The organism is Stenotrophomonas sp. SMYL89, from assembly GCF_036319985.1.
Classification (GTDB): Bacteria; Pseudomonadota; Gammaproteobacteria; order Xanthomonadales; family Xanthomonadaceae; genus Stenotrophomonas; species Stenotrophomonas maltophilia_Q.
The window spans coordinates 204,498-226,991 of record NZ_JAWIRW010000008.1 but is presented as its reverse complement, the minus strand read 5'-3'; the positions used below and the strand labels follow the sequence as shown (position 1 = coordinate 226,991).

At 66.6% G+C, this 22,494-nt stretch carries 18 protein-coding genes; 2 read left to right on the top strand and 16 right to left on the bottom strand.

Annotated features, from left to right (window positions below; genetic code table 11):
* Positions 1–502: 502 nt before the first annotated feature.
* On the top strand, positions 503–3,580 hold the full coding sequence (locus tag V3B41_RS12650; RefSeq protein ID WP_049427561.1) for a TonB-dependent receptor: 3,078 nt from the start codon (positions 503–505) through the stop codon (positions 3,578–3,580).
* A 202-nt stretch (positions 3,581–3,782) separates the two neighbouring features.
* The gene (locus V3B41_RS12645) at positions 3,783–3,977 is read left to right on the top strand and encodes a heavy-metal-associated domain-containing protein (RefSeq protein WP_008267227.1); all 195 of its coding nucleotides are present in this window, start codon (positions 3,783–3,785) and stop codon (positions 3,975–3,977) included.
* Between the two features lie 78 nt (positions 3,978–4,055).
* Here the strand turns inward: V3B41_RS12645 and cueR are convergent, their stop codons facing one another.
* The 16 genes from cueR to hisG all read right to left on the bottom strand — a co-directional run bounded on the left by cueR (position 4,056) and on the right by hisG (position 22,486).
* Entirely contained in the window at positions 4,056–4,511 is a 456-nt protein-coding gene (gene cueR, locus V3B41_RS12640; protein WP_049427559.1) for a Cu(I)-responsive transcriptional regulator, read from the bottom strand.
* Between the two features lie 11 nt (positions 4,512–4,522).
* Positions 4,523–7,024 (bottom strand): heavy metal translocating P-type ATPase, encoded by a 2,502-nt coding sequence (locus V3B41_RS12635; protein ID WP_329861292.1) that lies wholly within the window; start codon positions 7,022–7,024, stop codon positions 4,523–4,525.
* A 130-nt stretch (positions 7,025–7,154) separates the two neighbouring features.
* Positions 7,155–10,112 carry a TonB-dependent receptor gene (locus V3B41_RS12630; protein ID WP_329861291.1) on the bottom strand — a complete coding sequence of 986 codons (2,958 nt, stop codon included), beginning with the start codon at positions 10,110–10,112 and terminating at the stop codon, positions 7,155–7,157.
* 405 nt (positions 10,113–10,517) lie between these two features.
* Positions 10,518–11,249: a copper homeostasis protein CutC gene (locus tag V3B41_RS12625; RefSeq protein ID WP_049427552.1), complete on the bottom strand. Its 732-nt coding sequence runs from the start codon at positions 11,247–11,249 to the stop codon at positions 10,518–10,520.
* Positions 11,246–12,244 carry a N(4)-(beta-N-acetylglucosaminyl)-L-asparaginase gene (locus tag V3B41_RS12620; RefSeq protein WP_049427551.1) on the bottom strand — a complete coding sequence of 333 codons (999 nt, stop codon included), beginning with the start codon at positions 12,242–12,244 and terminating at the stop codon, positions 11,246–11,248. Before V3B41_RS12620 ends, V3B41_RS12625 begins: the two co-directional genes overlap by 4 nt.
* Before the next feature lie 51 nt (positions 12,245–12,295).
* A complete protein-coding gene (locus tag V3B41_RS12615; RefSeq protein ID WP_049427549.1) occupies positions 12,296–13,318 on the bottom strand; it encodes a glucokinase in 1,023 nt (340 codons plus the stop codon).
* Between the two features lie 84 nt (positions 13,319–13,402).
* Positions 13,403–13,687 carry a hypothetical protein gene (locus tag V3B41_RS12610; protein ID WP_049427546.1) on the bottom strand — a complete coding sequence of 95 codons (285 nt, stop codon included), beginning with the start codon at positions 13,685–13,687 and terminating at the stop codon, positions 13,403–13,405.
* 35 nt (positions 13,688–13,722) lie between these two features.
* Complete coding sequence (locus V3B41_RS12605) at positions 13,723–15,312, bottom strand: calcineurin-like phosphoesterase family protein (protein ID WP_049427544.1); 1,590 nt, start codon at positions 15,310–15,312, stop codon at positions 13,723–13,725.
* Between the two features lie 99 nt (positions 15,313–15,411).
* Positions 15,412–16,032 (bottom strand): bifunctional phosphoribosyl-AMP cyclohydrolase/phosphoribosyl-ATP diphosphatase HisIE, encoded by a 621-nt coding sequence (gene hisIE, locus V3B41_RS12600; protein WP_049427542.1) that lies wholly within the window; start codon positions 16,030–16,032, stop codon positions 15,412–15,414.
* Complete coding sequence (hisF, locus tag V3B41_RS12595) at positions 16,022–16,798, bottom strand: imidazole glycerol phosphate synthase subunit HisF (protein ID WP_049427541.1); 777 nt, start codon at positions 16,796–16,798, stop codon at positions 16,022–16,024. Before hisF ends, hisIE begins: the two co-directional genes overlap by 11 nt.
* Complete coding sequence (gene hisA / locus V3B41_RS12590) at positions 16,792–17,526, bottom strand: 1-(5-phosphoribosyl)-5-[(5-phosphoribosylamino)methylideneamino]imidazole-4-carboxamide isomerase (RefSeq protein ID WP_049427539.1); 735 nt, start codon at positions 17,524–17,526, stop codon at positions 16,792–16,794. Before hisA ends, hisF begins: the two co-directional genes overlap by 7 nt.
* Positions 17,523–18,125 (bottom strand): imidazole glycerol phosphate synthase subunit HisH, encoded by a 603-nt coding sequence (gene hisH / locus V3B41_RS12585; RefSeq protein WP_006436751.1) that lies wholly within the window; start codon positions 18,123–18,125, stop codon positions 17,523–17,525. The genes hisA and hisH overlap by 4 nt, the downstream gene beginning before the upstream one ends.
* On the bottom strand, positions 18,122–19,195 hold the full coding sequence (hisB, locus tag V3B41_RS12580) for a bifunctional histidinol-phosphatase/imidazoleglycerol-phosphate dehydratase HisB (protein WP_049426901.1): 1,074 nt from the start codon (positions 19,193–19,195) through the stop codon (positions 18,122–18,124). The genes hisH and hisB overlap by 4 nt, the downstream gene beginning before the upstream one ends.
* The gene (gene hisC / locus V3B41_RS12575) at positions 19,192–20,286 is read right to left on the bottom strand and encodes a histidinol-phosphate transaminase (protein ID WP_197619621.1); all 1,095 of its coding nucleotides are present in this window, start codon (positions 20,284–20,286) and stop codon (positions 19,192–19,194) included. Before hisC ends, hisB begins: the two co-directional genes overlap by 4 nt.
* On the bottom strand, positions 20,283–21,578 hold the full coding sequence (gene hisD / locus V3B41_RS12570) for a histidinol dehydrogenase (RefSeq protein ID WP_049426897.1): 1,296 nt from the start codon (positions 21,576–21,578) through the stop codon (positions 20,283–20,285). Before hisD ends, hisC begins: the two co-directional genes overlap by 4 nt.
* The gene (gene hisG, locus V3B41_RS12565; protein ID WP_019338500.1) at positions 21,575–22,486 is read right to left on the bottom strand and encodes an ATP phosphoribosyltransferase; all 912 of its coding nucleotides are present in this window, start codon (positions 22,484–22,486) and stop codon (positions 21,575–21,577) included. Before hisG ends, hisD begins: the two co-directional genes overlap by 4 nt.
* Positions 22,487–22,494 lie beyond the last annotated feature (8 nt).

Genomic DNA, 22,494 nt, shown 5'->3' with positions numbered 1-22,494 from the left:
TGTGGGCTGGCAGGACCGTTGGCGCCATGGATGGCGCCATCGAGCCCCCATGGAAGGGTTTACGGCGTGTCCTGCCAGCCCACACCGCCCCGCCAAACCACAGACAACCCGGAGCCGCTTTGGCTTTGGCTTTGGCTTTGGCTTTGGCCTTTGCCCTGGCTTCGGCAGGTGCAGGGCGCAGCCCTGCCGACCCACCCTCCCCTGCGCACGAAAACGATTTCACTGATTTCAGCAAACCGTCATCCCTTCGCCACGCCAGTACCATATTGCGGAGCAGCATGCGTCCGCGGGCGACCCATGCTAAAAAACGCCCGCCCATCGCTTAGATCGATCCAAGACGACATTGCGATGGCCGGGAGTTGGGGGAGCGGCAACAGGACGTACCAGGCCACGCGCACGGTGCTACTGCCACTGCATGGCGATAGCGACAATGTCACTTCAAATTAGATCGATTCAAGTTGTCCGTGCCACGTCACCGGATCAATCCAGGAGAGAGGGAGAGATGGGAATGAAGCATTCAACACGTAAGCATGGCCAGGATGCATTGTCGCTGGCCATCGCGCTGGCCCTGGCCGCCGCCGTCGTTCCGGCCGGCGCCGCCGCGCAGCAGGCAACCACCACCGGCTCGCAGGAAGCCACCAACCTGGACAGCGTCCAGGTCACCGGCTACCGCTACGCCATTGAAAAGAGCCTTGAGCAGAAGCGCGACGCCAATGCCGTGGTCGAAGTGATCACCGCCGAGGACGTCGGCAAGTTCCCCGACAAGAACGTGGCCGACGCACTGCAGCGCGTGCCCGGCGTGGTCATCACCCGCAGTGGCGGCGAAGGCAAGACCGTCAGTGTGCGCGGCCTGGCCCCGGACCTGACCCTGACCCAGTTGAACGGCAACTACGTCGCCACCTCGGAAACCAACGACGAGGCCACCCGTTCGTTCAACTACACCCTGCTGCCGTCGAACATGCTGTCCAGCGCCGAGCTGTTCAAGTCGCCGGAAGCACGCATCGACGAAGGCGGCATCGGTGGCACGGTCATCCTGCATACCCGTCGTCCGCTGGACATGGAATCCAACTCGGGCTTCGTCACGCTCGAGGGCACGTCTTCCGACACCCATCACGATATCGATCCGCAGGCCTCGGCCCTGTACTCCTGGCACAGCAAGGATGAGCGTTTCGGCGTGCTGGTCGGCGTGACGCAGCAGAAGCGCACCACCCGCACCATGGAAGCCAGCACCGAGGACTACCAGTGGTATGGCGCCGGCAAGGCGCGCGATGCCTATGGCAACGTGCAGTCGCAGGATGGCATCCACTACTGGTGGGGCAAGTCCGGATTCAACAACCAGACCGGCGGCAACTACAGCGATTTCTTCATGCCGACCTCGGCCAACTTCGCGGTGAAGGAAGAAAAGCGCGAGCGCAAGGGCGGCCAGCTGACGTTCCAGTTCAAGCCAGTCGACAACGTCACGATGACGGCCAACTACTTCCGCTTCGAGCTGCAGGGTGACTACACCCAGAACATGCTGAAGATTCCGGAATGGAGCATGGCTCGTTTCAACGGCGATGGAAACTGGGCGGGCGGACGCCTGCTCAATGGGTTGGACTTCGACCCCAGCGGCAACACCGTCACCGGTGCACAGTTCGAAAAGCTGGCCGGAAAGACCTACTACTGCAGCGAAGACCAGGCCAAGGCCGCCGGACTCAAGCCCGGTGGCTGGGGCCCGGACGACTGCACGGTTCCGACGCCGCAGCTGACTGGCGGCTACAGCAAGGAAAAGGCACTATCGCAGACCGCTGACCTGACCATCGAATGGGATATCAGCCCGCTGTGGAAGGCCTCGTTCACCGGCGGCCGCACCTGGTCCGAAGGTGGCCCGTCGATGAACTTCCGGATGTCGGCCAAGCCGCGCCGCAAGGTCGGCAGCGATTACCTGTCGGGCAACCAGTACAGCGCCTGGGACCTCACCGGCACGCCCTCGGCCACCTTCTCGCCCGACCTGCAGCAGCAGCTGATGAACGGCATCGCCGAAGTCGACACCGGTTCGACCGATTCGTCGTGGAAGCGCACCGAGGTCAAGCAGAACTACTTCCAGGCCGACGTCACCAAGCTGTTTGAATCGGGCTGGCTGGACTCGATCCAGTTTGGTGCCAAGTACCGCGACGGCAAGGTCCACCGCAATACCGGTAACACCTACTGGACCTGCCAGGGCCGTGATCCGGCCGACTACAAGGACGGCCGTTACCAAGCGGGTTGCGACCCGACTGCCGGCGACGCGCAGCCCGGCTTCTTCCTGTCCAATCCGATCAGCAACATCGCCGGCGGTTTCAATGCGAATGTGTTCCCGGGCATCAACTACCCGGCCTACATCGACTACCTGAACAAGACCTACGGCGGTTCGCACAACCGTACCGAGGAAGACTTCGTCTACAACGTCAACGAAAAGATCTACTCGGGCTATTTCCAGGCCAACTTCCGCACCGAGCGTCTGCGCGGCAACGTCGGCGTGCGCGTAGTACGCACCAAGCAGTTCGCGCAGTCCTCCGACTCGATCGAGAAGTTCAACGATTACTTCCTGGACAACGCGTCCGGCGCGCCGATGGCGTGCACCGACCCGGCTGCTGCGGCCTACCCGGGCTATGGCTGCGAGAGTGGCTTCGTGCGACTGCCGTATGATCTGGCGCAGAGCAAGACCCATGAACTGATCGGCGTCGACCGCACGTATACCGATATCCTGCCGAGCTTCAACATCGCCTGGGACATCACTGACACCCTGGTGCTGCGCGGCGCCGTGTCAAAGGTCATCGCCCGTCCGGGCTACACCGATATCGCCACCCCGGGCGCTCTGAGCTTCTACAGCGCCGAATACGTCGACGATCGTCGCGTCGCCGGCGGTGCGCCGAACCCGGGTTGGGCCGGCGAAGGCAGCAACAAGCAGCTGCAGCCGTTCAAGGCCACGCAGTACGACCTGGGCCTGGAATGGTACTTCCAGCCGGGCGCCGTGGCCGGTGTCGGCCTGTTCCGCAAGGACGTGAGCAATTTCACCGTGCCGGTCGTGCGCGACACGCAGATGACTGTCGGCGGCGAAGTGGTGACCGTGCAGAACTACAAGACCAAGGCCAATGGCCAGGATGGTGTTTCGCAGGGCGTGGAACTGTATGGCCAGTACACCTTCGATTCCGGCTTCGGCGTGCAGGCCAACTACACCTACAATGACACCAACCTGGCATCGATCGTGATTGACGGACAGAACATCGGCTCTTCGCCGCTGGTCGGCAGCGCCAAGAACCAGGCCAACGTCACGGTGTTCTACGAGAACGACAAGTTCCTTGCGCGTGCCTCGTTCAACCGTCGCGGCGAAGTTGTGGGGGGCCTGCAGAACGGCATGACGGTCTACACCGAGCCGTATGACCAGCTGGATCTGAACGTGGCCTACAACCTGACCCCGGACTGGACGCTGACCGCCTCGGTGATCAATGCCACCAAGTCCGAGCAGCGCGTGCACCTGGGCAATGACACCAAGGCCCGCCTGATCTCCAACACCTATGCAGGCCGCCAGCTGTACTTCGGCGCCACCTGGAAGTTCTAAGGCCCGACCGGGCGTGCCGGGTCCTGCCCGGCATGGCCCCGCCCCGCTCCGTGCGGGGCCATTCCTCCACGGCAGCCGCGCTGGTACAGGTGGCTGCCGTTTTCATTGGCTCCGATATGCCCGGCGTTCAGTCCGGCGCTTGACCCTGCCATCGTTGGAAGGTGCACACTGGCTCCACCCAAGAGCACCGAAGGAGCTACAGATGGAATTCCATGTCGACGGCATGACCTGCGGCGGCTGCGCACGCAGTGTGACCCGTGCGATCCAGCAGATCGATCCCAACGCCAGCGTTGTGGCCGACCCGCCGACCGGCCTGGTCAAGGTGCAGACCACCGCATCGCAGGAGCAGGTCTTCGCCGCGGTGAACGACGCCGGGTTCCCGCCGCGCACCGCGTGATCCGCAGCGTCGCATCCACAACGAAGCCCGCCCGGTGCAACCGCTTCGGGCGGGCTTTTTCATGCGCATGGCAGCGTCTCAGTGCTTGTGCGCGCGCCGACGCACCGCGCCGGTCTTCGGTGCATCAACCGGCAACTGCATTTCGTCGTCCTCGCCCAGCCGCTGCAGGATCGGGCACTCCGGGCGCTCATCCCCCGCACAACAGCTGATCAACGACTTCAGCGTGTCGGCCATCTGCCGCATGTGCTCGATGCGTTGTTCCAGGTCGGCGATGTGCTGCTCAGCCAGATGCTTCACGTCGGCACTGTGGCGTGAGGTGTCGTTCCAGAGGCCGAGCAGATCGGCGATCTCGGCCACCTGGAACCCGAGATCACGCGCGCGTCGGATGAAGCGCAGGCGGTGGATGTCCGCCTGCGAATATGCCCGGTAGCCGGACTCGGTGCGATCGGCCGCAGGAATCAGACCAATCTGTTCGTAGTAGCGGATCATCTTCGCCGACACGCTGGAGGCCTTGGCGGCTTCACCGATATTCATACGGTTCTCCTTCAGTGGCTCGCAGCGGGGGCATCCGCCATCGGCGGCTGGAAGCGGCGCAGGCGCAGCGCGTTGGCCAGCACGAACACGCTGGAGAGGGCCATCGCACCGGCCGCGAACACCGGCGACAGCAGCACGCCCCAGGCGGGGTACAGCACGCCGGCCGCCACCGGGATCAACGCGGTGTTGTAGGCGAAGGCCCAGAACAGGTTCTGGCGGATGTTGCCCAGCGTCGCCTTCGACAGCGCGATGGCATTCGGCACGCCCTGCAGGTTGCCTGACATCAGCACCACGTCGGCCGATTCCACCGCGATATCGGTACCGGTGCCGATGGCCAGACCAACATCGGCCTCGGCCAACGCCGGCGCATCGTTGATGCCATCGCCGACGAACGCGACATGACCATGCGCGGCCTTCAGCCGGCGCACTGCTTCAACCTTGCCTTCCGGCAGCACCTCGGCCACCACCTCATCGATGCCCAGCTGCCGCGCGATCGCCTGCGCGGTGCCGGCATTGTCGCCGGTGATCATCGCCACCTTCAGGCCAAGCCGGTGCAGCGCCGCGATCGCGGCCGGCGTGCTCGGCTTGATCGGATCGGACACCGCGATGATCGCGGCCAGGCGGCCGTCGATGGCGGCATACAGCGGCGACCTGCCCTGCGTTCCAAGCTGGCTGACCAGTTCAGCGAACGGGCCGATGTCGACGCCGAGCTCACGCATGAATCGATCAGCACCAACCTCCACGCGCGCGCCATCAACACTGGCACGCACGCCCATGCCGGTGACCGATTCGAAATCGCCCATCGCCGGCAGCGCGATGCCCTGCTCGGCAGCCGCGTCGACGATGGCGCGGGCTATCGGATGCTCCGAGCGCGACTCCACTGCCGCCACCGCTGCCAGCACCGTACCGTGATCAAACCCGTCGGCGATCTCCAGATCGGTCAAGCGCGGGCGGCCTTCGGTCAGCGTGCCGGTCTTGTCCACCGCCACCACCTGCGCATCCTTCAACAGCTGCAGCGCCTCGCCCTTGCGGAACAGCACGCCCATCTCCGCGCCGCGGCCGGTGCCGACCATGATCGAGGTCGGCGTTGCCAGCCCCATCGCACACGGGCAGGCAATGATCAGCACCGCCACCGCATTGACCAGCGCGAAGCTCAGTGCCGGTGACGGGCCGAAGATCAACCAGACCAGGAAGGTCGCCAGCGCAGCCAGCATCACCGCCGGCACGAACCACAACGTGACCTTGTCGACCACCGCCTGGATCGGCAGCTTCGAGCCCTGCGCCTGTTCGACCATGCGGATGATCTGCGCCAGCATGGTCTGCGCGCCCACCGCCGTGGCACGTACCGTCAGTGCGCCCTTCTGGTTGACCGTACCGCCCACCACGCCGCTGCCCGGCTGCTTCTCGACCGGAATCGGCTCGCCGCTGATCATCGATTCATCGATGTAGCTGCGGCCTTCAACCACCTCGCCGTCGACCGGCACGCGCTCGCCCGGCCGCACTTCCACCACGTCGCCGCTCTGCACTTCATTGACCGGGATATCGACTGCGCGGCCGTCACGGATCACGTGGGCGACCTTGGCCTGCAGGTTGACCAGGCGCTTGATCGCTTCGGAGGTGCGGCCCTTGGCCCGGGCTTCGAGGAAGCGGCCGAGCAGGATCAGCGCAACGATCACCGCTGCCGCTTCGTAGTAGACGTTCACCGTGCCCGGCGGCAACAGCCGCGGTGCAAAGGTCGCCACCACCGAATAACCGAACGCTGCGGCGGTGCCCACCGCCACCAGCGAATTCATGTCCGGCGCAAGCCGCAGCAGCGCCGGGAATCCCTTCTGGTAGAAACGGCGACCGGGGATGGCCAGCACCAGGAGGGTCAGTGCGAACTGCAGATGCCAGCTGGTCTGCATGCCGATGTTGGCCATCACCCATTGGTGCATGCCGGGAATCAGGTGCGAACCCATCTCCAGCACGAACACCGGCAGCGCCAGCGCGGACGCCACGATCAGGTCGCGCTTCAGTTCGGCGCGCTCGGCATCCTTCTTTTCAGCGGCTTCATCATCGGACTGCACACCGGCCTCGATCGGGCGGGCGGCGTAGCCGACCTTGTCGATGGCAGCCACCAGCGCGTCCACGCCCGCCACGCCGCGTACGGTGGCACGCTCGGTGGCCAGGTTCACGCTGGCCTGGCTGACCCCGGGCACCGCCCGCAGCGCGCGCTCCACGCGACCAACGCAGGATGCGCAGGTCATGCCCTCCACCGCCAGTTCAACGGTCGCGGCGGGTACGTCGTAGCCCACACGCTCAACCGCCTGGATCAGCGCCGCGCGATCAACCGGACCGGAGGGCCGGATGTCCGCGCGCTCGGTGGCGAGGTTCACAGAGACACTGCCGACGCCCTCGACCTTGGACAGCGCTGCCTCGACCCGGCCGACACAGCTGGCACAGGTCATGCCCTCGATGGGAAGGCTGATGGTGGAGGGGCTGGCGGGGACTGCAGTGGCGCGAGGCGTACTCATGATCGGATTCCCGGGGTTCCTTCTGGATGCGGACAGGCTAAACCTTGCCATTGTGGGAAGGTCAAATCCAGCTACCCCGGGACCGACCGGTAGCGCCGGGCCATGCCCGGCCTACCGCCTGCAACCCGCCTCAGAAGGTGAACACGTACTCCATCGCGAACTCACGGCCCACCGCGCCCAGCAGGCGGGTCGGGGCGAAGTCGTAGTCCAGCTTGTACGGATCCTTGTGGTTCCAGCTGGCCGAGTTGAACGCGTTGTTGACGTACACGTTCACCTTCGCGTGTTCGGTCACCTGGTAGCCCACGTTGAAGTTCCAGGTGATGAACGGCCCGACCCGGCCGAAATAGCGGGCGGTCTGCTGGCCTGCATTCGGGTTCGGGTTGGGCGAGCCATCCGGACGCGTCGCCGGCTCCAGGCAGTTCAGCGACGGGCTGTCGCTGGGCACGTAGCCATCGGCGAACGGCAGGCAGCCGCCGGGGTTGTCCAGGCGGTCGGTGCCCCAGTGGTAGCGCACGCCCGGCACCGAGCCGACGCGGTCGGCGTAGACATTGGCGTTCCAGTTGCCACGCTGCCAGGCCAGGCTCGCGCGCAGCTTGCTGCGCAGGTCACGATCGCGCCGCTCCGGATTCGGGTCATTGGCGTAGCGCTGTTCCTTGGTGGAGATCTGGTTGGTGTAGTTCAGGCCCAGCTGGAAGCTGCCCCACTGCACGGTGTCCAGGCGATAGCGTGCGGTCAGGTCGATGCCACGCACCTCGCGGCTGGCCAGGTTGAACGGACCGCGCTCGATCGATACCAGGCGCCCGTTGCTGTCACGGTTCACGCGGGCCAGGATGCCGGCGCAGTACTCGCCACCGGCCGGATTGGCCCACGGCGTACCGTCCATGTTCTTGCCGGTCAGGCAGCCCGCTTCGCTGGCCAGCACCTCGTCGGCGCCAACGTCGACGATCATGTCTTCCAGCTTGATCGCCCAGTAGTCGGCGCTGACCGACAGGTTCGGCAGCACGTCCCAGACGAAGCCGACCGTCCAAGAATCACCGGTTTCCGAGCGCAGCAGCGGCGTGCCACGGCGGTTCACATCGAACGTGTACCAGACATCGGTGTTGCCGACGCCGCAGTTGTTGACCAGGTAGGCGCCGCTCTGGATGCAGCGCAGGCGGTCATAGGTCTGTACTTCGGAGCTGCTCGGCTGGCCCAGCAGGTAGTGCATGTCCGGCGCGTGGAAACTGGTGGCATACGAGCCGCGCACCAGCAGCGATTCCACCGGGCGCCATTCCAGGCCCACGTTCCAGGTGGTTTCCTTCTGGCTGCCGATCTCCAGCGCTTCGCTGCTGTCGTCGGCCTTGTAGTTGCCATAGCGGTCATAGCGCGCGGCCGCGGTGGCGGTCACGCTCTCCAGCAGCGGGATCTTGAACTCGACGCCCGCCGAATAGCGGGTGCGCTCGCCACCACCACGGTCGACATTCTGCAGATCGAAGTCGATGCCGGCGCGTGGGTCAGGACTGAGGTGATAGCCCTGCTGCGCGACTTCAGCCACGGCTGCGAACGAGATGGGGCCGGCCCAGCCCTGGAACAGTTCGCCGGTGATGTCCGCCGACGCCTGGTTGACCCAGGAGGTCGCGCGGTTCTTCGCCACCGTACCCATCTGCCAGTACTGGTCCGGCGTCAGCGGATTCCACCAGCGCGATTCGTTCAACGCGTAGATCGCCTCGCCATCGGCAGTGGTGCCCAGCTTCGGGCCGAGGAAGTAGTCGTACGACTTCTGCTTGTCGACCACGTTCTGCCGCTCTTCCACACGGTAGTACGAACGCCCTACCGTTGCGCTCCAGTCGAAACGGTCGGCGAGGCGCCCGCGCAGGCCGGCACTCCAGTCCCAGGACAGTTCGCGATTGGTGTTGCGCAGCGTATCGAGGCCGCCCACCTCGTTTGGCGTGAACTGGCGCACGCCGAGGATCGGGCGGTTGCGGTTGGCATCCCAGTAGTAGCCGTTGTCATCGTCGATCAGCGACACGCCGGGCGGATTGGTGCCCCATATCGCCTCCGAGCGGTACACCGCCAGGTTGGTCCAGGCCTGCAGGTCGTTGCTGAAATCGAAGGTGGCATACAGGTTGCCGGACACGTTCTCGGCACCGCCGGTCAGCAGCCAGTTGGCGTAGTCGGCGCTCATGCCGCACAGACGGCCGGTGTTGGTGATGGTGTTGGCGGCGTAGTTGTAGACCAATCGATCGGCTGTGTAGTACTCGCCGTTGAACTTCTCGCAGGTGCCGGCCGGTGGCGCCAGGCGCTGGCCGTTGCTCGGATCAATCAGCGCCAGGCCGGCAGCGGGACGGAAGCCGACCTTGCGCTGTTCCATGTTCCAGGATGGGTACGGCGCATCGTCTGCGTCGTCCATCTGCGGGCGGTCACGGCCGAACAACGGATCGCGCTTGGTGTACTGCAGCGCGTAGGTCACGCTCCAGTTGTCACCGGTCTTGCCGCCGGCCCAGGACAGATCCCAGGTATCACGGCCGCCTTCGGTCGACGTGCCGCCGCGTACGCGCACTTCATCACCGTCGTAGTTCGTCTTCAGGATGACGTTGACCACACCGGCAATCGCATCGGAACCGTAGATGGCCGAGGCGCCTCCGGTCAGTACTTCGATGCGTTCCACCGCAGCAGCCGGAATGTTGCCGTAGTTGGAGAAGTTGGTCTCGCCGCCGTACGGCAGCGGGTAGTCGGCCACACGACGACCATTCACCAGCAGCAGCGAGCGGTTCGGGCCCATGCCGCGCAGGTTCAGGCCACTGGCATTGGGCGTATGCGAGCCCCATTGCGAAGCGGCTTCGACAGTGCCGGTCGCTTCGGTCAGCGTCTTCAGTGCGTCATACACGCTGACGAAGCCTTCCTTCTGGATCTGCGCAGCGGTGATCACGTTGACCGGTGCAGGGCCTTCGACGCTGGCGCGCTTGATGCGCGAGCCGGTGACGGTGACCGCGTCGAGATCCTTGGTGGACGAGCTTGAGGCTTCCTGCGCATTGGCAGCCAGGGGAAGCAGGGCCAGGACCAAGGCCTGGGACAGCAGGTGACGGCGCTTGCGGACGATCTGAGCCATGGGTGGTTGCTCTTCGAAAGTGTGGACGCACGGACGGGTGGTGGCGCGGCACTACGGCTGATCCGGGCACCTGGATCGGTTCAAGACCGACCCGGCGCCCTCCCCTGTGGATCGATCCAAACTAAAGCACAGCTGAACTATGCGCAGCATGCCGCAACGCACAAACCGGCGACGGCGTGCCGTTATTGGCTACCGGTATCGAGAGCAATCAATGGGTTGCGGACTATCGCTGAGAGAGCAGCGCAGGAATGCGTGACACGATTGCGACAATCACGCGCGGAACGGTTCTGTCCGCGGCAAGCCTGCTGCAGGGGTCAGATCCCTTCGCAGAAGGGCTCTGACCCAATTGCGTGCGCGGTCGGGGTCGGAGCCCTTCTGCGAAGGGATCCGACCCCGCGCCTGCAATCAGCCGTCCAGCGCCTGACGCAGTGCAGCCACGGTGGCGGTGGCGGTCTGGCTCCAGTCCGGGTCCAGGCCGCGCAGCGCCGGGTTCTGGAACTGCATGGCCGAGCGCCGTAGGCCCTTGGCCGAGGCGTGCAGTTCGCTGCAGCCACTCTTCCGCGCGACCGTGGCAATGTTGGCCGGGCCCAGTCCGGCACCAGCCATCACCGTGATGCGCCCCGCCGCCTGGGTAACCAGGCCCGCCAGCACCTCGGCACCGGCCTCGGCGCTTGCCTGGCCCCCCGAGGTCAATACCCGTTGGCATCCCAGCCCGATCACCTGCTCCAGTGCGGCAGGCAGGTCGCGGGCGGCATCGAAGGCGCGGTGGAAGGTCACCTGCAACGGCCCGGCGGCCTGCACCAGTTCGCGGCACAGCGGCAGGTCGATGTCGCCCTGCACATCCAGTGCGCCGATCACAACGCCATCGCAGCCGAGGGCACGGCACTGCGCGATGTCACGCAGCATCAGTTCGGTTTCCAGCGCGTCGTAGTGGAAATCACCCGGACGCGGGCGCACCAGCACGAACAGCGGAATCGACAGGCGTTCGCGGGCGATGGCGATGCTGGCAAACGACGGCGTGGTGCCACCCTCGGCCAGGTTGTCGAACAGCTCGATGCGGTCGGCGCCGCCGGCCTGGGCGGCCAGCGCCGAGGCCAGCGAGTTGCTGGCGATCTCCAGGGTGCGCAGCTTGCTCACGCCTGCGTGCTCGTGTAGATCGACGGCGAATCGCGCAGGTCGTCCTGGCGCTGCGCATCACACACCGCGTAGACGAAACCGCGGTGCAACGCGTACGCGCCCACCTCGCCCTGCTTGTTCATTGCCAGGAAGCACACCTGCAGCGTTCTGCTCGCTTCCGGGCGCTTGCGCACCACGCGGTCGATCGCCTCGCGACAGGCCTGCGCCGGCGAGCGCCCCTGGCGCATCAGCTCGACCACCAGGAACGAAGCGGCGTTGCGGATCATCTCCTCACCTACGCCCGAGGCGGTGGCCGCTCCCACTTCGTTGTCGACATACAGGCCGGCACCGATGATCGGGCTGTCGCCGACCCGGCCGTGCAGCTTCCAGGCCATGCCGCTGGTGGTGCAGGCACCGGCCAGATGGCCCTTGGCATCCAGCGCCAGCATGCCGATGGTGTCGTGGTTGTCGCTGTTGCCGGGGATGCCACGGCGCTCGGCGTTGATCTGCGGCTGGTACTTCTCGGTCTTCAGCCACTCGCGCCAGGCCGCTTCGGCCTGCGGCGTCAGCAGGCGCTGGCGTTCGAAACCCTGCTGCACGGCAAACTGCTGTGCGCCCTCGCCCACCAGCAGCACATGCGGGCTGTTCTCCATCACTTTGCGGGCCACCGAGACCGGATGCAGGATGTCGACCAGCGCGGCCACCGCGCCACAGCGGCCATCACCATCCATGATGCTGGCATCCAGGCTCAGCACGCCGTCGCGATCCGGGTTGCCGCAATAACCGACGGTGGGGTTGCACAGTTCGCTCTCGGCCCAGCGTGCACCGGCTTCGACCGCATCCAGCGCGCTGCCACCTTGCGTCAGTACTTTCCACGCAGCCTGGTTGGCCGGCACTCCGAAGTCCCAGGTCGAAACCACCTTGGCTCCACCCTGCGCGCGCGCGAGTACGCCCGGTAATGCTGCCATGCCTGCGGCCAGTGCGCCGGCCTGCAGGAACTGCCTGCGATCCACCATCTTCCCCTCCCAGTCTGCAATGTGCGGCCGGCCCTATGCCGGTCGCAGCGATCAGTCGTGCGCGGGCTGTCGTGCGGCGTGCCAGACCGCTGCACCGAGTACGCCCAGCTGGCCGTGCTCCACGCGCCATACCGGCACCTGGCGCAGCACCTCGGTCAGCACGCCCTTGTTGAGGAAGCGCTCACGGAAGCGGCCATCGGCCAGGAAATCCTGCACATGCGCGGAAATGCCTCCGGCCAGGTACACCGAGCGTGCACCGACGGCGATCGCTGCGTCGCCGGCCAGGCTGCCCAGCCAGGCGCAGAACACCTGCAGCGTCTCCACCGCCAGCGCATCCTCGCCGCTGCGGGCGGCGCCGATCAGCGCCTCGGTGCTGGACCACACCGGGGTGACGCCACGCAGTTCGCACAGGCACGGATACAGGTTCATCAGGCCGCTGCCGGAAAGCACGCGCTCGTTGTCCACGTGCGCCCAGCGCTGAAGCAGCTTGCCCAGCACCTGCAGTTCCAGCGCGTTGCCGGCGGCAAGCGCGGCATGGCCGATCTCACTGGCCAGCACCGGGCGCTCGCCATCGGCGAAACGCAGCGCGGCGCCCAGGCCGGTGCCCGCGCCCAGCACCAGCGCCGGGAACGCCTGCGCCGGATCGGCGTCGCCGTTCAATGGCACCAACGTCTCGCGCTGCAGGTACGGGATGGCCAGTGCCACCGCCTCGAAATCATTGATCAGCTGCAGCTCGCGCAGCCCGGACTGCGCGCGGGTGGCCGACAGCGATACGGTCCACGGCAGGTTGGAATTGATCAGCACATCGCCATCGAGCAGGCCGGCGATGGCCACCACGGCAGTCTGCACCGGCTGGCTGAGGCCAGCGGTGAAATCAGCAAGGATCGCCGCCAGGCTGGGATGCTCGGCGCAGGCGTAGGTGCGATGGCTGCCCAGCAGCGGCGCCTGGCCGGGTTGCGTTTCAGCCAACGCCAAACGGGCGAAGGTGCCGCCGACATCGGCGACGACCAGATGGCGCGGAAGACCGCCGCGGGCGGAGTCGGAGGAAACCGGGGACGCTGCTGCGATGGTCACGCTGGCCTGCTTGGATCGATCGAATCGCCCCGATTCTCAGGCATCAGGGCGGCTTTGCCTAGCACGCCGGTGGTTCAGGTTGGCCTACATGCCTTCCTGTTCGGCCACCTGCACGCCGTCCACCAGCACGCGCAGGCGCTGCGGGCGGAAGCCGGCGAACAGCAGCGGCCGGGTGCGTTCCACCAGCACTTCATGGCCAGCAATGTGGCACAGCCACGACTGTACCAGCGAGAACGAGAAGTGGGTGCCCGGATGCAGCGGGTGCTGCACCCAGACCTTCTCGGTGGCGCTCTGCAGCAGCATCGCGCCGGTGAACCAGTGGCGACTGAGGGTCACCGGCGTGGTGCCGGCCATGAAGCGGATATCCATGCGGGGTCCTTTCGCTGGAGAGGCCTTGCGGCGTGTCAGGGCTGGGCAGTCTGCAGGCTGTAGCTGGTGGTGGCAGTGAACACTGCGCCATCGGGCTGGGTGGAGCGTACTTCAACCTTGTGGCTGCCCACCGCCAGATCGGTCGGCAGCGCGCCACGCCACAGGTGAGGCGATGCGGTGGCCTCCGGCGATCGATCGTAGCCACGCAGGCTGTTTGCCATATCGTCGGCCACGTTTTCCACCATCAGGCGCGGGTCGGGCTGACTGACCTGCTTCATCGGCTGCCAGGCGCCGCCGTCGACGCGGTACTCGACCACGCTGGCGTCCTCGCCCATGTAGACGTTGGCATAGATGCCCCACGCCGGGTAGGCACCCTGGCGCAGCACCTTCGGTGCATGCAGGCCGATCTGTTCGCTGGCCGGCTTGCCCGCCACCCGGTAGTGCAGCGTGTAGCTGCCGTTGCCGGCCACATCCAGCAGCGCATAGCCCTTCGGCGTGCCATCGCTCATGGTGCTGTCCGGCACACCGGCGGCATTCTTCACGCCCGACCAGAACGCGCCGCAGTTGGCACCGACGTTGTACTCGTGCAGCGGCTTGTCGCCCTTCCAGCCGTCGGCCTTGCCATGGTAGACGTGCTGCTGGGTATGGCTGTGGCCGCTGAGCACCAGCACGTTGCGGAAGTCCTTCAACAGGTCGAACAGGCGCTGGCGATCGGCGTGGCGGAAGGTCTCGCGCCCCGGCGCGGCGTCGAACAGCGGGATGTGCATGCCCAGCACCAGCAGGCGGTCCTTGTGCAGGCCCTTCAGATAGCTGGCGAGGAAAGCGAACTGGTCTTCGCGCAGGCCGCCGACATACTTCGGCCTGGCCCTGGGGTCGTACACCACGTCGTCGAGGAATACGAAGCTGGCGCCGCCCTCTTCCACCGCGTAGGTGTCCGGGCCATAGATGTTGCGCCAGCTGTCCAGCGAATGGTCGTCGCTGGCTGCATCGAAGTCGAGGTCGTGGTTGCCCGGCACATGGAACCACGGCACGCCCAGCGACGTGGTGACCTTGTTGATCGCCGGGTACAGGGTCAGGTCGTCGTTGACGATGTCACCCAGGGTTGTACCCAGGCGCGCCCTGGTCTGGCCAACCAGTGGCGCCACGATCGACTGCTGGTAGTAGCCGATGTCCTTCAGGCTGGCCGTCTGCGAATCGGTGAACACCAGCATCTGGAATCCACGGCGACTGTCATGGCGGTCCGGATGCAGCGCGAAATCCCAGTTGCGGGTGACGTCGCTGGTCGCGGCGATGCCGCCGTACTTCAGTGCCGGCGAACCCTTCGGGCGGTAGTGGCGCCAGAACGACGGCAGGCCATCGGTCGCCTTCGGGAAGGCGTAGGCGTCCGGCTTGATCACGAACACGGTCTGGCCGTCACGCACCGGAAGGCTGTAGCTGCCATCGGCGGCGGTCTTGACGATGGTCTCGCCATTGGAGACCTGCACCCCGGCCAGGCCCGGATCGGTGGCACCTCGGCCTGGCTTGCCGTCGCGCTCCAGATAGACCTTGCCGGTGACCACGGTGTCCGCGGCCCAGGCCGGCGAGGTCAGCAACAGGCAGCACAGCCACGCGGCAGGCAGTTTCATGGGACGGTCCGGGAGAGAAGAAGACTCCCTATTGTAGAGCCGAGCCATGCTCGGCTGCATTGAAAAGGTAGGTGCGGACCGTTGGTCCGCACGCCTCCTTCAACGATGGCGCTTTTCCAGCACTGCCCGCGCATCCTCCAGCGACAGACCACGCGCGCGCAGCAGCACCAGCAGGTGGTACAGCAGGTCCGAGGCCTCGCCCAGCAGCGCCTCGTCATCCTGCGCCACCGCCGCCAGCGCGGTTTCCACGCCCTCCTCGCCCACCTTCTGCGCGATGCGGCGGATACCACCCTCGAACAGACTCGTGGTGTAGCTGCCCGGTGGCCGCTGCGCCTCGCGCATCGCCACCAGCTGGCCCAGCCCGCCAAGGAAGTCCTTCGGCGCGCCATCGAAGCAGCTCTCCGCACCGGTGTGACAGGTCGGCCCGGCCGGGCGCGCCATCACCAGCAGCGTATCGGCATCGCAGTCCACGCTGATCGACTGCACCAGCAGCACGTTGCCGGACTGCTCGCCCTTGGTCCACAGCCGCTGCTTGCTGCGGCTGAAGAAGGTCATGTGGCCGATGGCCAGCGTGGCCGCCAGCGACTCTGCACTGACATAGCCCAGCATCAGCACCTGCAGGGTATCGGCATCCTGCACGACAGCGGGCAGCAGGCTTTCGCCCTTGCCCCAGTCCAGCGCCTGCAGCGCATCCAGTGACGGCCTCACTTCAATAGACATCCCGCACCTCGATCTGCTGCTCGCGCAGGTAGCGCTTCAATTCCGGAATGGCGATGGCGCCACTGTGGAACACGCTGGCGGCCAGCGCGCCATCCACATCGGCCTGGTCGAAGGCCTCGGCGAAGTGTTCCATCGCACCGGCGCCACCGGAGGCGATCAGCGGCACCTGGCAGAGTGCCCGTGCCTGCTGCAGCTGGGCGACATCGTAGCCACGGCGTACACCGTCACTGTCCATGCAGTTCAACACGATTTCGCCGGCACCAAGCCGCTGTGCTTCGACGATCCAGTCCAGCGTGCGCAGCGGCACTGCCTGGGTCTTGTCCGGGTCGCCACTGAAACGGCGCACCCGCCACTGGCCATCAGCCTCGCGCACTGAATCGATGCCCACCACCACGCACTGCACGCCGAACTCGTCGGCCAGCTCGGTGATCAGTTCCGGGCGCCCCAGCGCCGGGGAGTTGATCGACACCTTGTCGGCACCGGCGAACAGCACGCGGCGTGCCGTTTCGACGCTGTCGATACCACCGGCCACGCAGAACGGGATGTCGATCAGTCGCGCGATGCGCTCGATCCAGGCCACGTCCACTGAACGCGCCTCGGGGCTGGCGCCGATGTCATAGAACACCAGCTCGTCGGCGCCCTGGTCACGGTAGCGCTGCGCCAGCTCAGCGATATCGCCCATGTCGACGTGGTCGCGGAAACGCACGCCCTTGACCACGCGGCCATCGCGCACGTCCAGGCAGGGAATGATGCGCCGGCTCAACATGCCAGTGCCTCCGCCAGGTCCATGCGCTGCTCCAGCAGCGCCTTGCCAAGGATCGCGCCACCGCAGCCTGCACGTCGCGCTTCGGCAACGTCGGCCACGTCACGGATGCCGCCGGAAGCCTGCACCGCCACGCCCGGCAGCAGCGCCGACAGGTGCTGGTAGAGGCTGATGTTGGGCCCGGCCAGCATGCCGTCGCGGGCGATGTCGGTGCACAGCAGGTGGTGCATGCCGGCGCGTGCGTAGCGCTGGGCCAGATCATCCAGGGTCACCCCGGCGTTCTCGGTCCAGCCGTGCACCGGCAGCTGCCACTGGCCCTGTGCATCCTGGCGGGCATCAAGCGCAATGGTGATGCGTTCGGCGCCGAATTCCTCCAGCCAGCCCACTACCTCGTCGGGGCGGCGCACGGCCAGTGAACCGACCACCACGCGGTGGGCGCCGGCATCGAGGATGCGCGCCACGTCATCGCGACCGCGTACGCCACCGCCGGTCTGCACCCGCAACGGCGTCTGCGCGCGAATCGCTGCCAGCAACGGCGCCAGCGTATAGCCGCCGGCACGCGCCGCATCAAGATCGACCAGGTGCATCCACTGCGCGCCCTGCGCAGCAAAGGCCTGCGCGCGCGGCAGGCAGTCGTCGCCATACGAGATTTCCTGCGCGTAGTCGCCCTGGCGCAGCCGCACCACGCGGCCATCACGGATATCCAGCGCGGGGTAGACGATGAAACTCATGCAGCAGTGCCCTCAAGGAAGTTGCGCAGCATCAGCGAGCCGGTTTCGCCGGAACGCTCGGGATGGAACTGCGCGCCGTAGTAGCGCCCCTGCTCCACCACGGCCGTGAACAGGCCACCGTGATCGCAGGCAGCAACGGTGTGGGTATTCAGCGGCGCCGCATAGCTGTGCACGAAATAGGCGCTGGCCCGCTCTGGTACACCCTGCAACAGCAGCGACTCACGTAGCGGCAGCAGGCGGTTCCAACCCATGTGCGGCACCCGGATGCCGCAGGCCGGTACCAGCTTGCGCACCACCCCGGGAATCAGCCCCAGCGTTTCCACGCCGGCTTCCTCGGAGCGCTCGAACAACAGCTGCATGCCCAGGCAGATGCCCATCAACGGTACTTCCAGCCGCTGCAACGGCTCGACCAGGCCCTGCGCATGCAGGCGCTGCATGCCGGGACCCGCCGCACCGACGCCGGGCAGGATCACCCGCTGCGCGCCGACCAGCCCATCGGCATCGCGCACCAGCCGAACGCTGGCGCCAAGGCGTTCGAGCGCATAGCGCACCGAACCAAGATTGGCACCGCCCGCGTCGATCAGCGCTACGTCACTCACAGCGCCCCCTTGGTGGTCGGCAACGCCGTGCCCTGCCGGGCCAGCGCCGGGCGCAGCGCGCGCGCCAGCGCCTTGAAGCAGGCCTCCACCTTGTGATGGTCGTTGTCACCGCGTACCTGCAGGTTGAGGTTCAGCCCACTGGCATCGCACAGCGAACGGAAGAAGTGCGGCACCAGTTCGGTCGGCATGTCGCCCACCCGTTCGCGCTTGAACTCGCCGTCGAACACGAAGTAGGGGCGGCCGCTGAAATCCAGCGCAGCGCTGGCCAGGGTCTCGTCCATCGGCAGGGTGAAACCGTAGCGGCCGATGCCGCGCTTGTCGCCCAGTGCTTCGCGCAGGGCCTGGCCCAGAGCCAGCCCGGTGTCTTCGATGGTGTGGTGCTCGTCGATGTGCAGGTCGCCCTCGGCCTGGATGTCCAGGGCGAAACCGCCGTGCTTGCCGATCTGTTCCAGCATGTGGTCGAAGAACGGCAGTCCGGTGGCGATGCGCGCATCACCGGCACGGTCCAGATCGAGTTCAACGCGGATCTTCGTCTCCTTGGTGTTGCGCTGGACCACGGCAGTACGCGGCGCGTCGGCCAGCGCATGGGCGATGCCCGGCCAGTCCCACTCGCCACCAAACTGCTCGGTACGCAACTGGAAGCCACGGATGTTGAGATTGTCGGCGAACTGCAGGTCGGTGATGCGGTCGCCCACCATGCCGGAGCGTGCCCAGTCGATGCTGCGGTCCTGCAGATAGGCGGTCATCAGCCCGATGCCCGGCTTGCGGGTCGGTGCATTGTCCTGCGGCCAGCTGCAATCGATCAGCACGTCACGGAAGGTGATGCCCTGGCTCTCGAAGATCTGCAGCATCAGATCATTGGGGCCATCGAAGCTGGCGCGCGGGTAGCTGTCGCTGCCCAGGCCATCCTGGTTGGTGACGATCACGAACTGGTAGCCGGCATCCCGCAGCTTCAGCAGCGCCGGGATCACCTGCGGCACGAAGCGCAGCTTCTCGTAGGCATCGATCTGGAAATCGGACGGCTCCTCGATGAGGGTGCCGTCGCGGTCGATGAACAGGATCGGGGTCATGCTGCGGCCCTCCGCGCCGACAGGGTCGCAAGCACGCGGTCGTTCTCTTCGGGGCTGCCAATGCTGATGCGCAGGGCATCGCCCAGTTGCGGCGCGGCGCGCTGGTCGCGCACCACCACGCCAGCAGCCAGCAGCGTATCGAACGCGGCCTGGGCATCGGCGAAGCGCACCAGCAGATAGTTGCCGGCCGAGGCATACACGCGGCGCACGCCGGGCAGGCCGGGCAGCGACGCGAACAGGCGTTCACGCTCGGCGATGACCGTGGTCACGCGTTCGGCGGTGCGCCCCAGTGCGGCCGGTTGCAGCGCCTGCACCGCCAGTTCCGCGCATGGCGTCGGCACCGGGTACGGCGCCTGGCAGCGACGCAGGACGGCAATCAGTTCCGGTGCGGCGATAAGTGTTCCGATGCGCGCGGCGGCAAGAGCGTGCGCCTTCGACAACGTTCTCAGCACCGCCAGATTCGGGTTCACGGCCAACAGCGTGGTCGCCGACGGACGTTGCGCGTACTCGACATAGGCCTCATCCACCACCACCAGCGCCTGCCCGCGCAACGCAACCGCCACGCGTTCGACCTCGTCCAGGGCGATATCACTACCGGCCGGGTTCGATGGTGCGCACAGGAACACCAGCTTGGCATTGCGCGCCTTGGCGGTGTCGATCACCGCATCCAGATCGGTGCGCAGGCCATCCTCGCTGTCCACAAGCGGCACTTCGATCAGCGCGGCGCCCTGCAACCGTGCACACACGGCGTACATGCCGAACACCGGCGGCGTGACCAGCACGCCATCACGTCCGGGCACGCACAGCGCGCGCACCAGCAGATCAATGGCTTCGTCGCTGCCGCGGCCGACCAGCAGCTGCTGCGGTTGCACGCCATACAGTGCGGCCAGGCTCTCGCGCAGCGCCAGCGGCTGCGGTTCGGGATAGCGCCGGCTGCTGCCGTCGGCATCGGCCGGATTGGCCCAGGCCGACTCGTTGGCGTTCAACCAGACCTCGCCCTGCACCGCCGCACTACGCGCCGAGCTGTAGCCGGCGAAGGCCTGCAGATCCGGGCGCACCAGTGCCAGCACGTCATCAATGGCGGCGCTCATGCGGCGGCCTCCATGCGCAGGGCCACTGCACGCTCATGCGCATCCAGGCCTTCGGCGCTGGCGATGATGCGTGCGCAGCCGCCGATTGCTGCCAGTCCTGCAGCGCTGGCACTCTGCACGCTGATCAGGTTCTGGAAGCTGGCGACGCTGACACCGCTGTAGGCACGTGCAGCGCCTGCTGTCGGCAGTACGTGGTTGGTGCCGCTGCAGTAGTCACCCAGTGCTTCCGGCGTGAAATCGCCTAGGAACACCGAGCCGGCCGCCTGCACCTTGTCCAGCCAGTCGCGCGGCTGGCGCAGCGCCAGGATCAGGTGTTCGGGCGCATACCGGTTGCTGATTGCAAAGGCGTCAGCCAGCGAATCGACCTCGATCAGGCGCGACGCCGACAGTGCCTGGCGTGCGATCTGCTGGCGCGGCAGCAAGGCCACCTGGCGTTCCACTTCCGCCTCGACCGCCACCAGCATCGCGGTATCGTCGGTCAACAGAAGCACCTGTGAATCCGGGCCGTGCTCGGCCTGCGACAGCAGATCGGCAGCCACGAACGCCGGGTTTGCGCCCGCATCGGCAATCACCAGCACTTCCGACGGGCCGGCCGGCATGTCGATGGCGGCGGCGCCGTCCTGTGCGACCTGCTGCTTGGCTTCGGTAACGAAACTGTTGCCGGGCCCGAACAGCTTGTCGCACGCCGGGATGGTGGCGGTGCCATAGGCCATCGCGGCAATCGCCTGCGCGCCGCCGAGCTTGAACACGCGCTGCACGCCGGTCAGGCGCGCGGCCACCAGCACCGCAGGGTCGGCCGTGCCATCGGCGCGTGGCGGCGTGCACAGCACCACCTGCGGGCAACCAGCCAGTTGCGCGGGCACGCCCAGCATCAACGCGGTGGACGGCAGCGGCGCACTGCCTGCCGGTACGTACAGGCCGACCCGGCCGATCGGCCGCAGCATGCGTTCACAGACCACGCCCGGCGCGGTCTCCACGACATAGCCCTTGCCCATGCCAGCCTCGTGGAAGCGCGTGATGCGCTCGGCAGCTTCCCCCATGGCCTGGCGCAGATCCACGGGTACCGCCGCTTCGGCGGCCGCGAACTCGTCATCGGACACTTCGAAGGACGCCAGCTCCACGCCATCGAAACGAGCGGTAATCGCACGCAGCGCCTCGTCGCCCTGCGCGCGCACCTGCGCGATCAGCGCCGCCACCGCATCGCGGGTCTGCTGCGCCACGGTCTGCACCGGGCGGGTCAATGCCGCGCTGCGCGCGGCCTCATCAAGTTGCGACCAGATCAGACGATTCATGCCAGCGACCGCTCCACGCTCAACACCATCAGACCCTGTGCACCGGCGCGCTCGAGTTCTTCCATGCGTTGCCAGCTCAACGGACCCGGGCACATGGTCTGCAGGCGCAGTGCGCCGCCATCGGCCGGCAGCCGCACCAGCGGCTCGGCATCGGCCAGCAATTGTGCCAGCGCATCGACGCGATCCTCGCTGGCGCGGAACATCAGCAGCTTGCGGTCCTGGCGCTGCACCACGCCGTCGAGACGGCGCAGCAGCATCGCACGCAGCGACGCGCGTGCGTCATCCGGCACGCGCACCGCGCCCGCCAGCACTGCCTCGCTGTCGAGCAGGTTGTGCACCGGGGTCAACTGGTTGGCGCGCAGCGTAGCGCCGCTGGAGACCAGGTCGCAGATCAGGTCGGCGGTACCAAGGCGCGGCGCGATCTCCACCGAACCGGACAGCTCGACCACCTGCGCATCCACGCCCTGCTCATCCAGCCACTGCTTGAGGATGGCCGGATAGCTGGTGGCGATCCGTGTGCCAGCCAGCTGCGCCGGACCCTGCCACTGCCACTCCTCGGGCACCGCCAGCATCAGCCGGCACTGGCCGAAGCCCAGTCCGCGCAGCGCCTGATAAGCATCCGGCAGGCCGATCTGGCGGCGCGCGGCGGCCTGCTCATCCAGTTCATTGCGGCCGACGATGCCGAGGTCGCAGACACCGTCGGCGATCAGGCCCGGGATGTCATCGTCGCGCACCAGCAGCAGGTCCACCGGCAGCGACTCGCCGTAGCAGAACAGCTTGTCGCGGCTTTCGCGCCAGCTCAGGCCACAGGCACTGAGCAGATTGCGGGCGGGCTCGGCCAGCCGGCCACTCTTCTGGATGGCGATACGCAACCGGTCTCGTGCCGGTGCTGCCTGGGTTGCACTCATGGGGGAGG

Excerpts from the sequence above, each read along its gene's own strand:
- hisIE (WP_049427542.1), bottom strand. The coding sequence starts at position 16,032 with ATGTCTATTGAAGTGAGGCCGTCACTGGATGCGCTGCAGGCGCTGGAC.
- hisA (WP_049427539.1), bottom strand. The coding sequence starts at position 17,526 with ATGAGTTTCATCGTCTACCCCGCGCTGGATATCCGTGATGGCCGCGTG.
- V3B41_RS12620 (WP_049427551.1), bottom strand. The coding sequence starts at position 12,244 with ATGGTGGATCGCAGGCAGTTCCTGCAGGCCGGCGCACTGGCCGCAGGC.
- hisD (WP_049426897.1), bottom strand. The coding sequence starts at position 21,578 with ATGAATCGTCTGATCTGGTCGCAACTTGATGAGGCCGCGCGCAGCGCG.
- hisG (WP_019338500.1), bottom strand. The coding sequence starts at position 22,486 with ATGAGTGCAACCCAGGCAGCACCGGCACGAGACCGGTTGCGTATCGCC.
- V3B41_RS12650 (WP_049427561.1), top strand. The coding sequence starts at position 503 with ATGGGAATGAAGCATTCAACACGTAAGCATGGCCAGGATGCATTGTCG.
- V3B41_RS12635 (WP_329861292.1), bottom strand. The coding sequence starts at position 7,024 with ATGAGTACGCCTCGCGCCACTGCAGTCCCCGCCAGCCCCTCCACCATC.
- V3B41_RS12630 (WP_329861291.1), bottom strand. The coding sequence starts at position 10,112 with ATGGCTCAGATCGTCCGCAAGCGCCGTCACCTGCTGTCCCAGGCCTTG.
- hisB (WP_049426901.1), bottom strand. The coding sequence starts at position 19,195 with ATGACCCCGATCCTGTTCATCGACCGCGACGGCACCCTCATCGAGGAG.
- hisC (WP_197619621.1), bottom strand. The coding sequence starts at position 20,286 with ATGAGCGCCGCCATTGATGACGTGCTGGCACTGGTGCGCCCGGATCTG.
- V3B41_RS12645 (WP_008267227.1), top strand. The coding sequence starts at position 3,783 with ATGGAATTCCATGTCGACGGCATGACCTGCGGCGGCTGCGCACGCAGT.
- V3B41_RS12610 (WP_049427546.1), bottom strand. The coding sequence starts at position 13,687 with ATGGATATCCGCTTCATGGCCGGCACCACGCCGGTGACCCTCAGTCGC.
- cueR (WP_049427559.1), bottom strand. The coding sequence starts at position 4,511 with ATGAATATCGGTGAAGCCGCCAAGGCCTCCAGCGTGTCGGCGAAGATG.
- hisF (WP_049427541.1), bottom strand. The coding sequence starts at position 16,798 with ATGTTGAGCCGGCGCATCATTCCCTGCCTGGACGTGCGCGATGGCCGC.
- V3B41_RS12605 (WP_049427544.1), bottom strand. The coding sequence starts at position 15,312 with ATGAAACTGCCTGCCGCGTGGCTGTGCTGCCTGTTGCTGACCTCGCCG.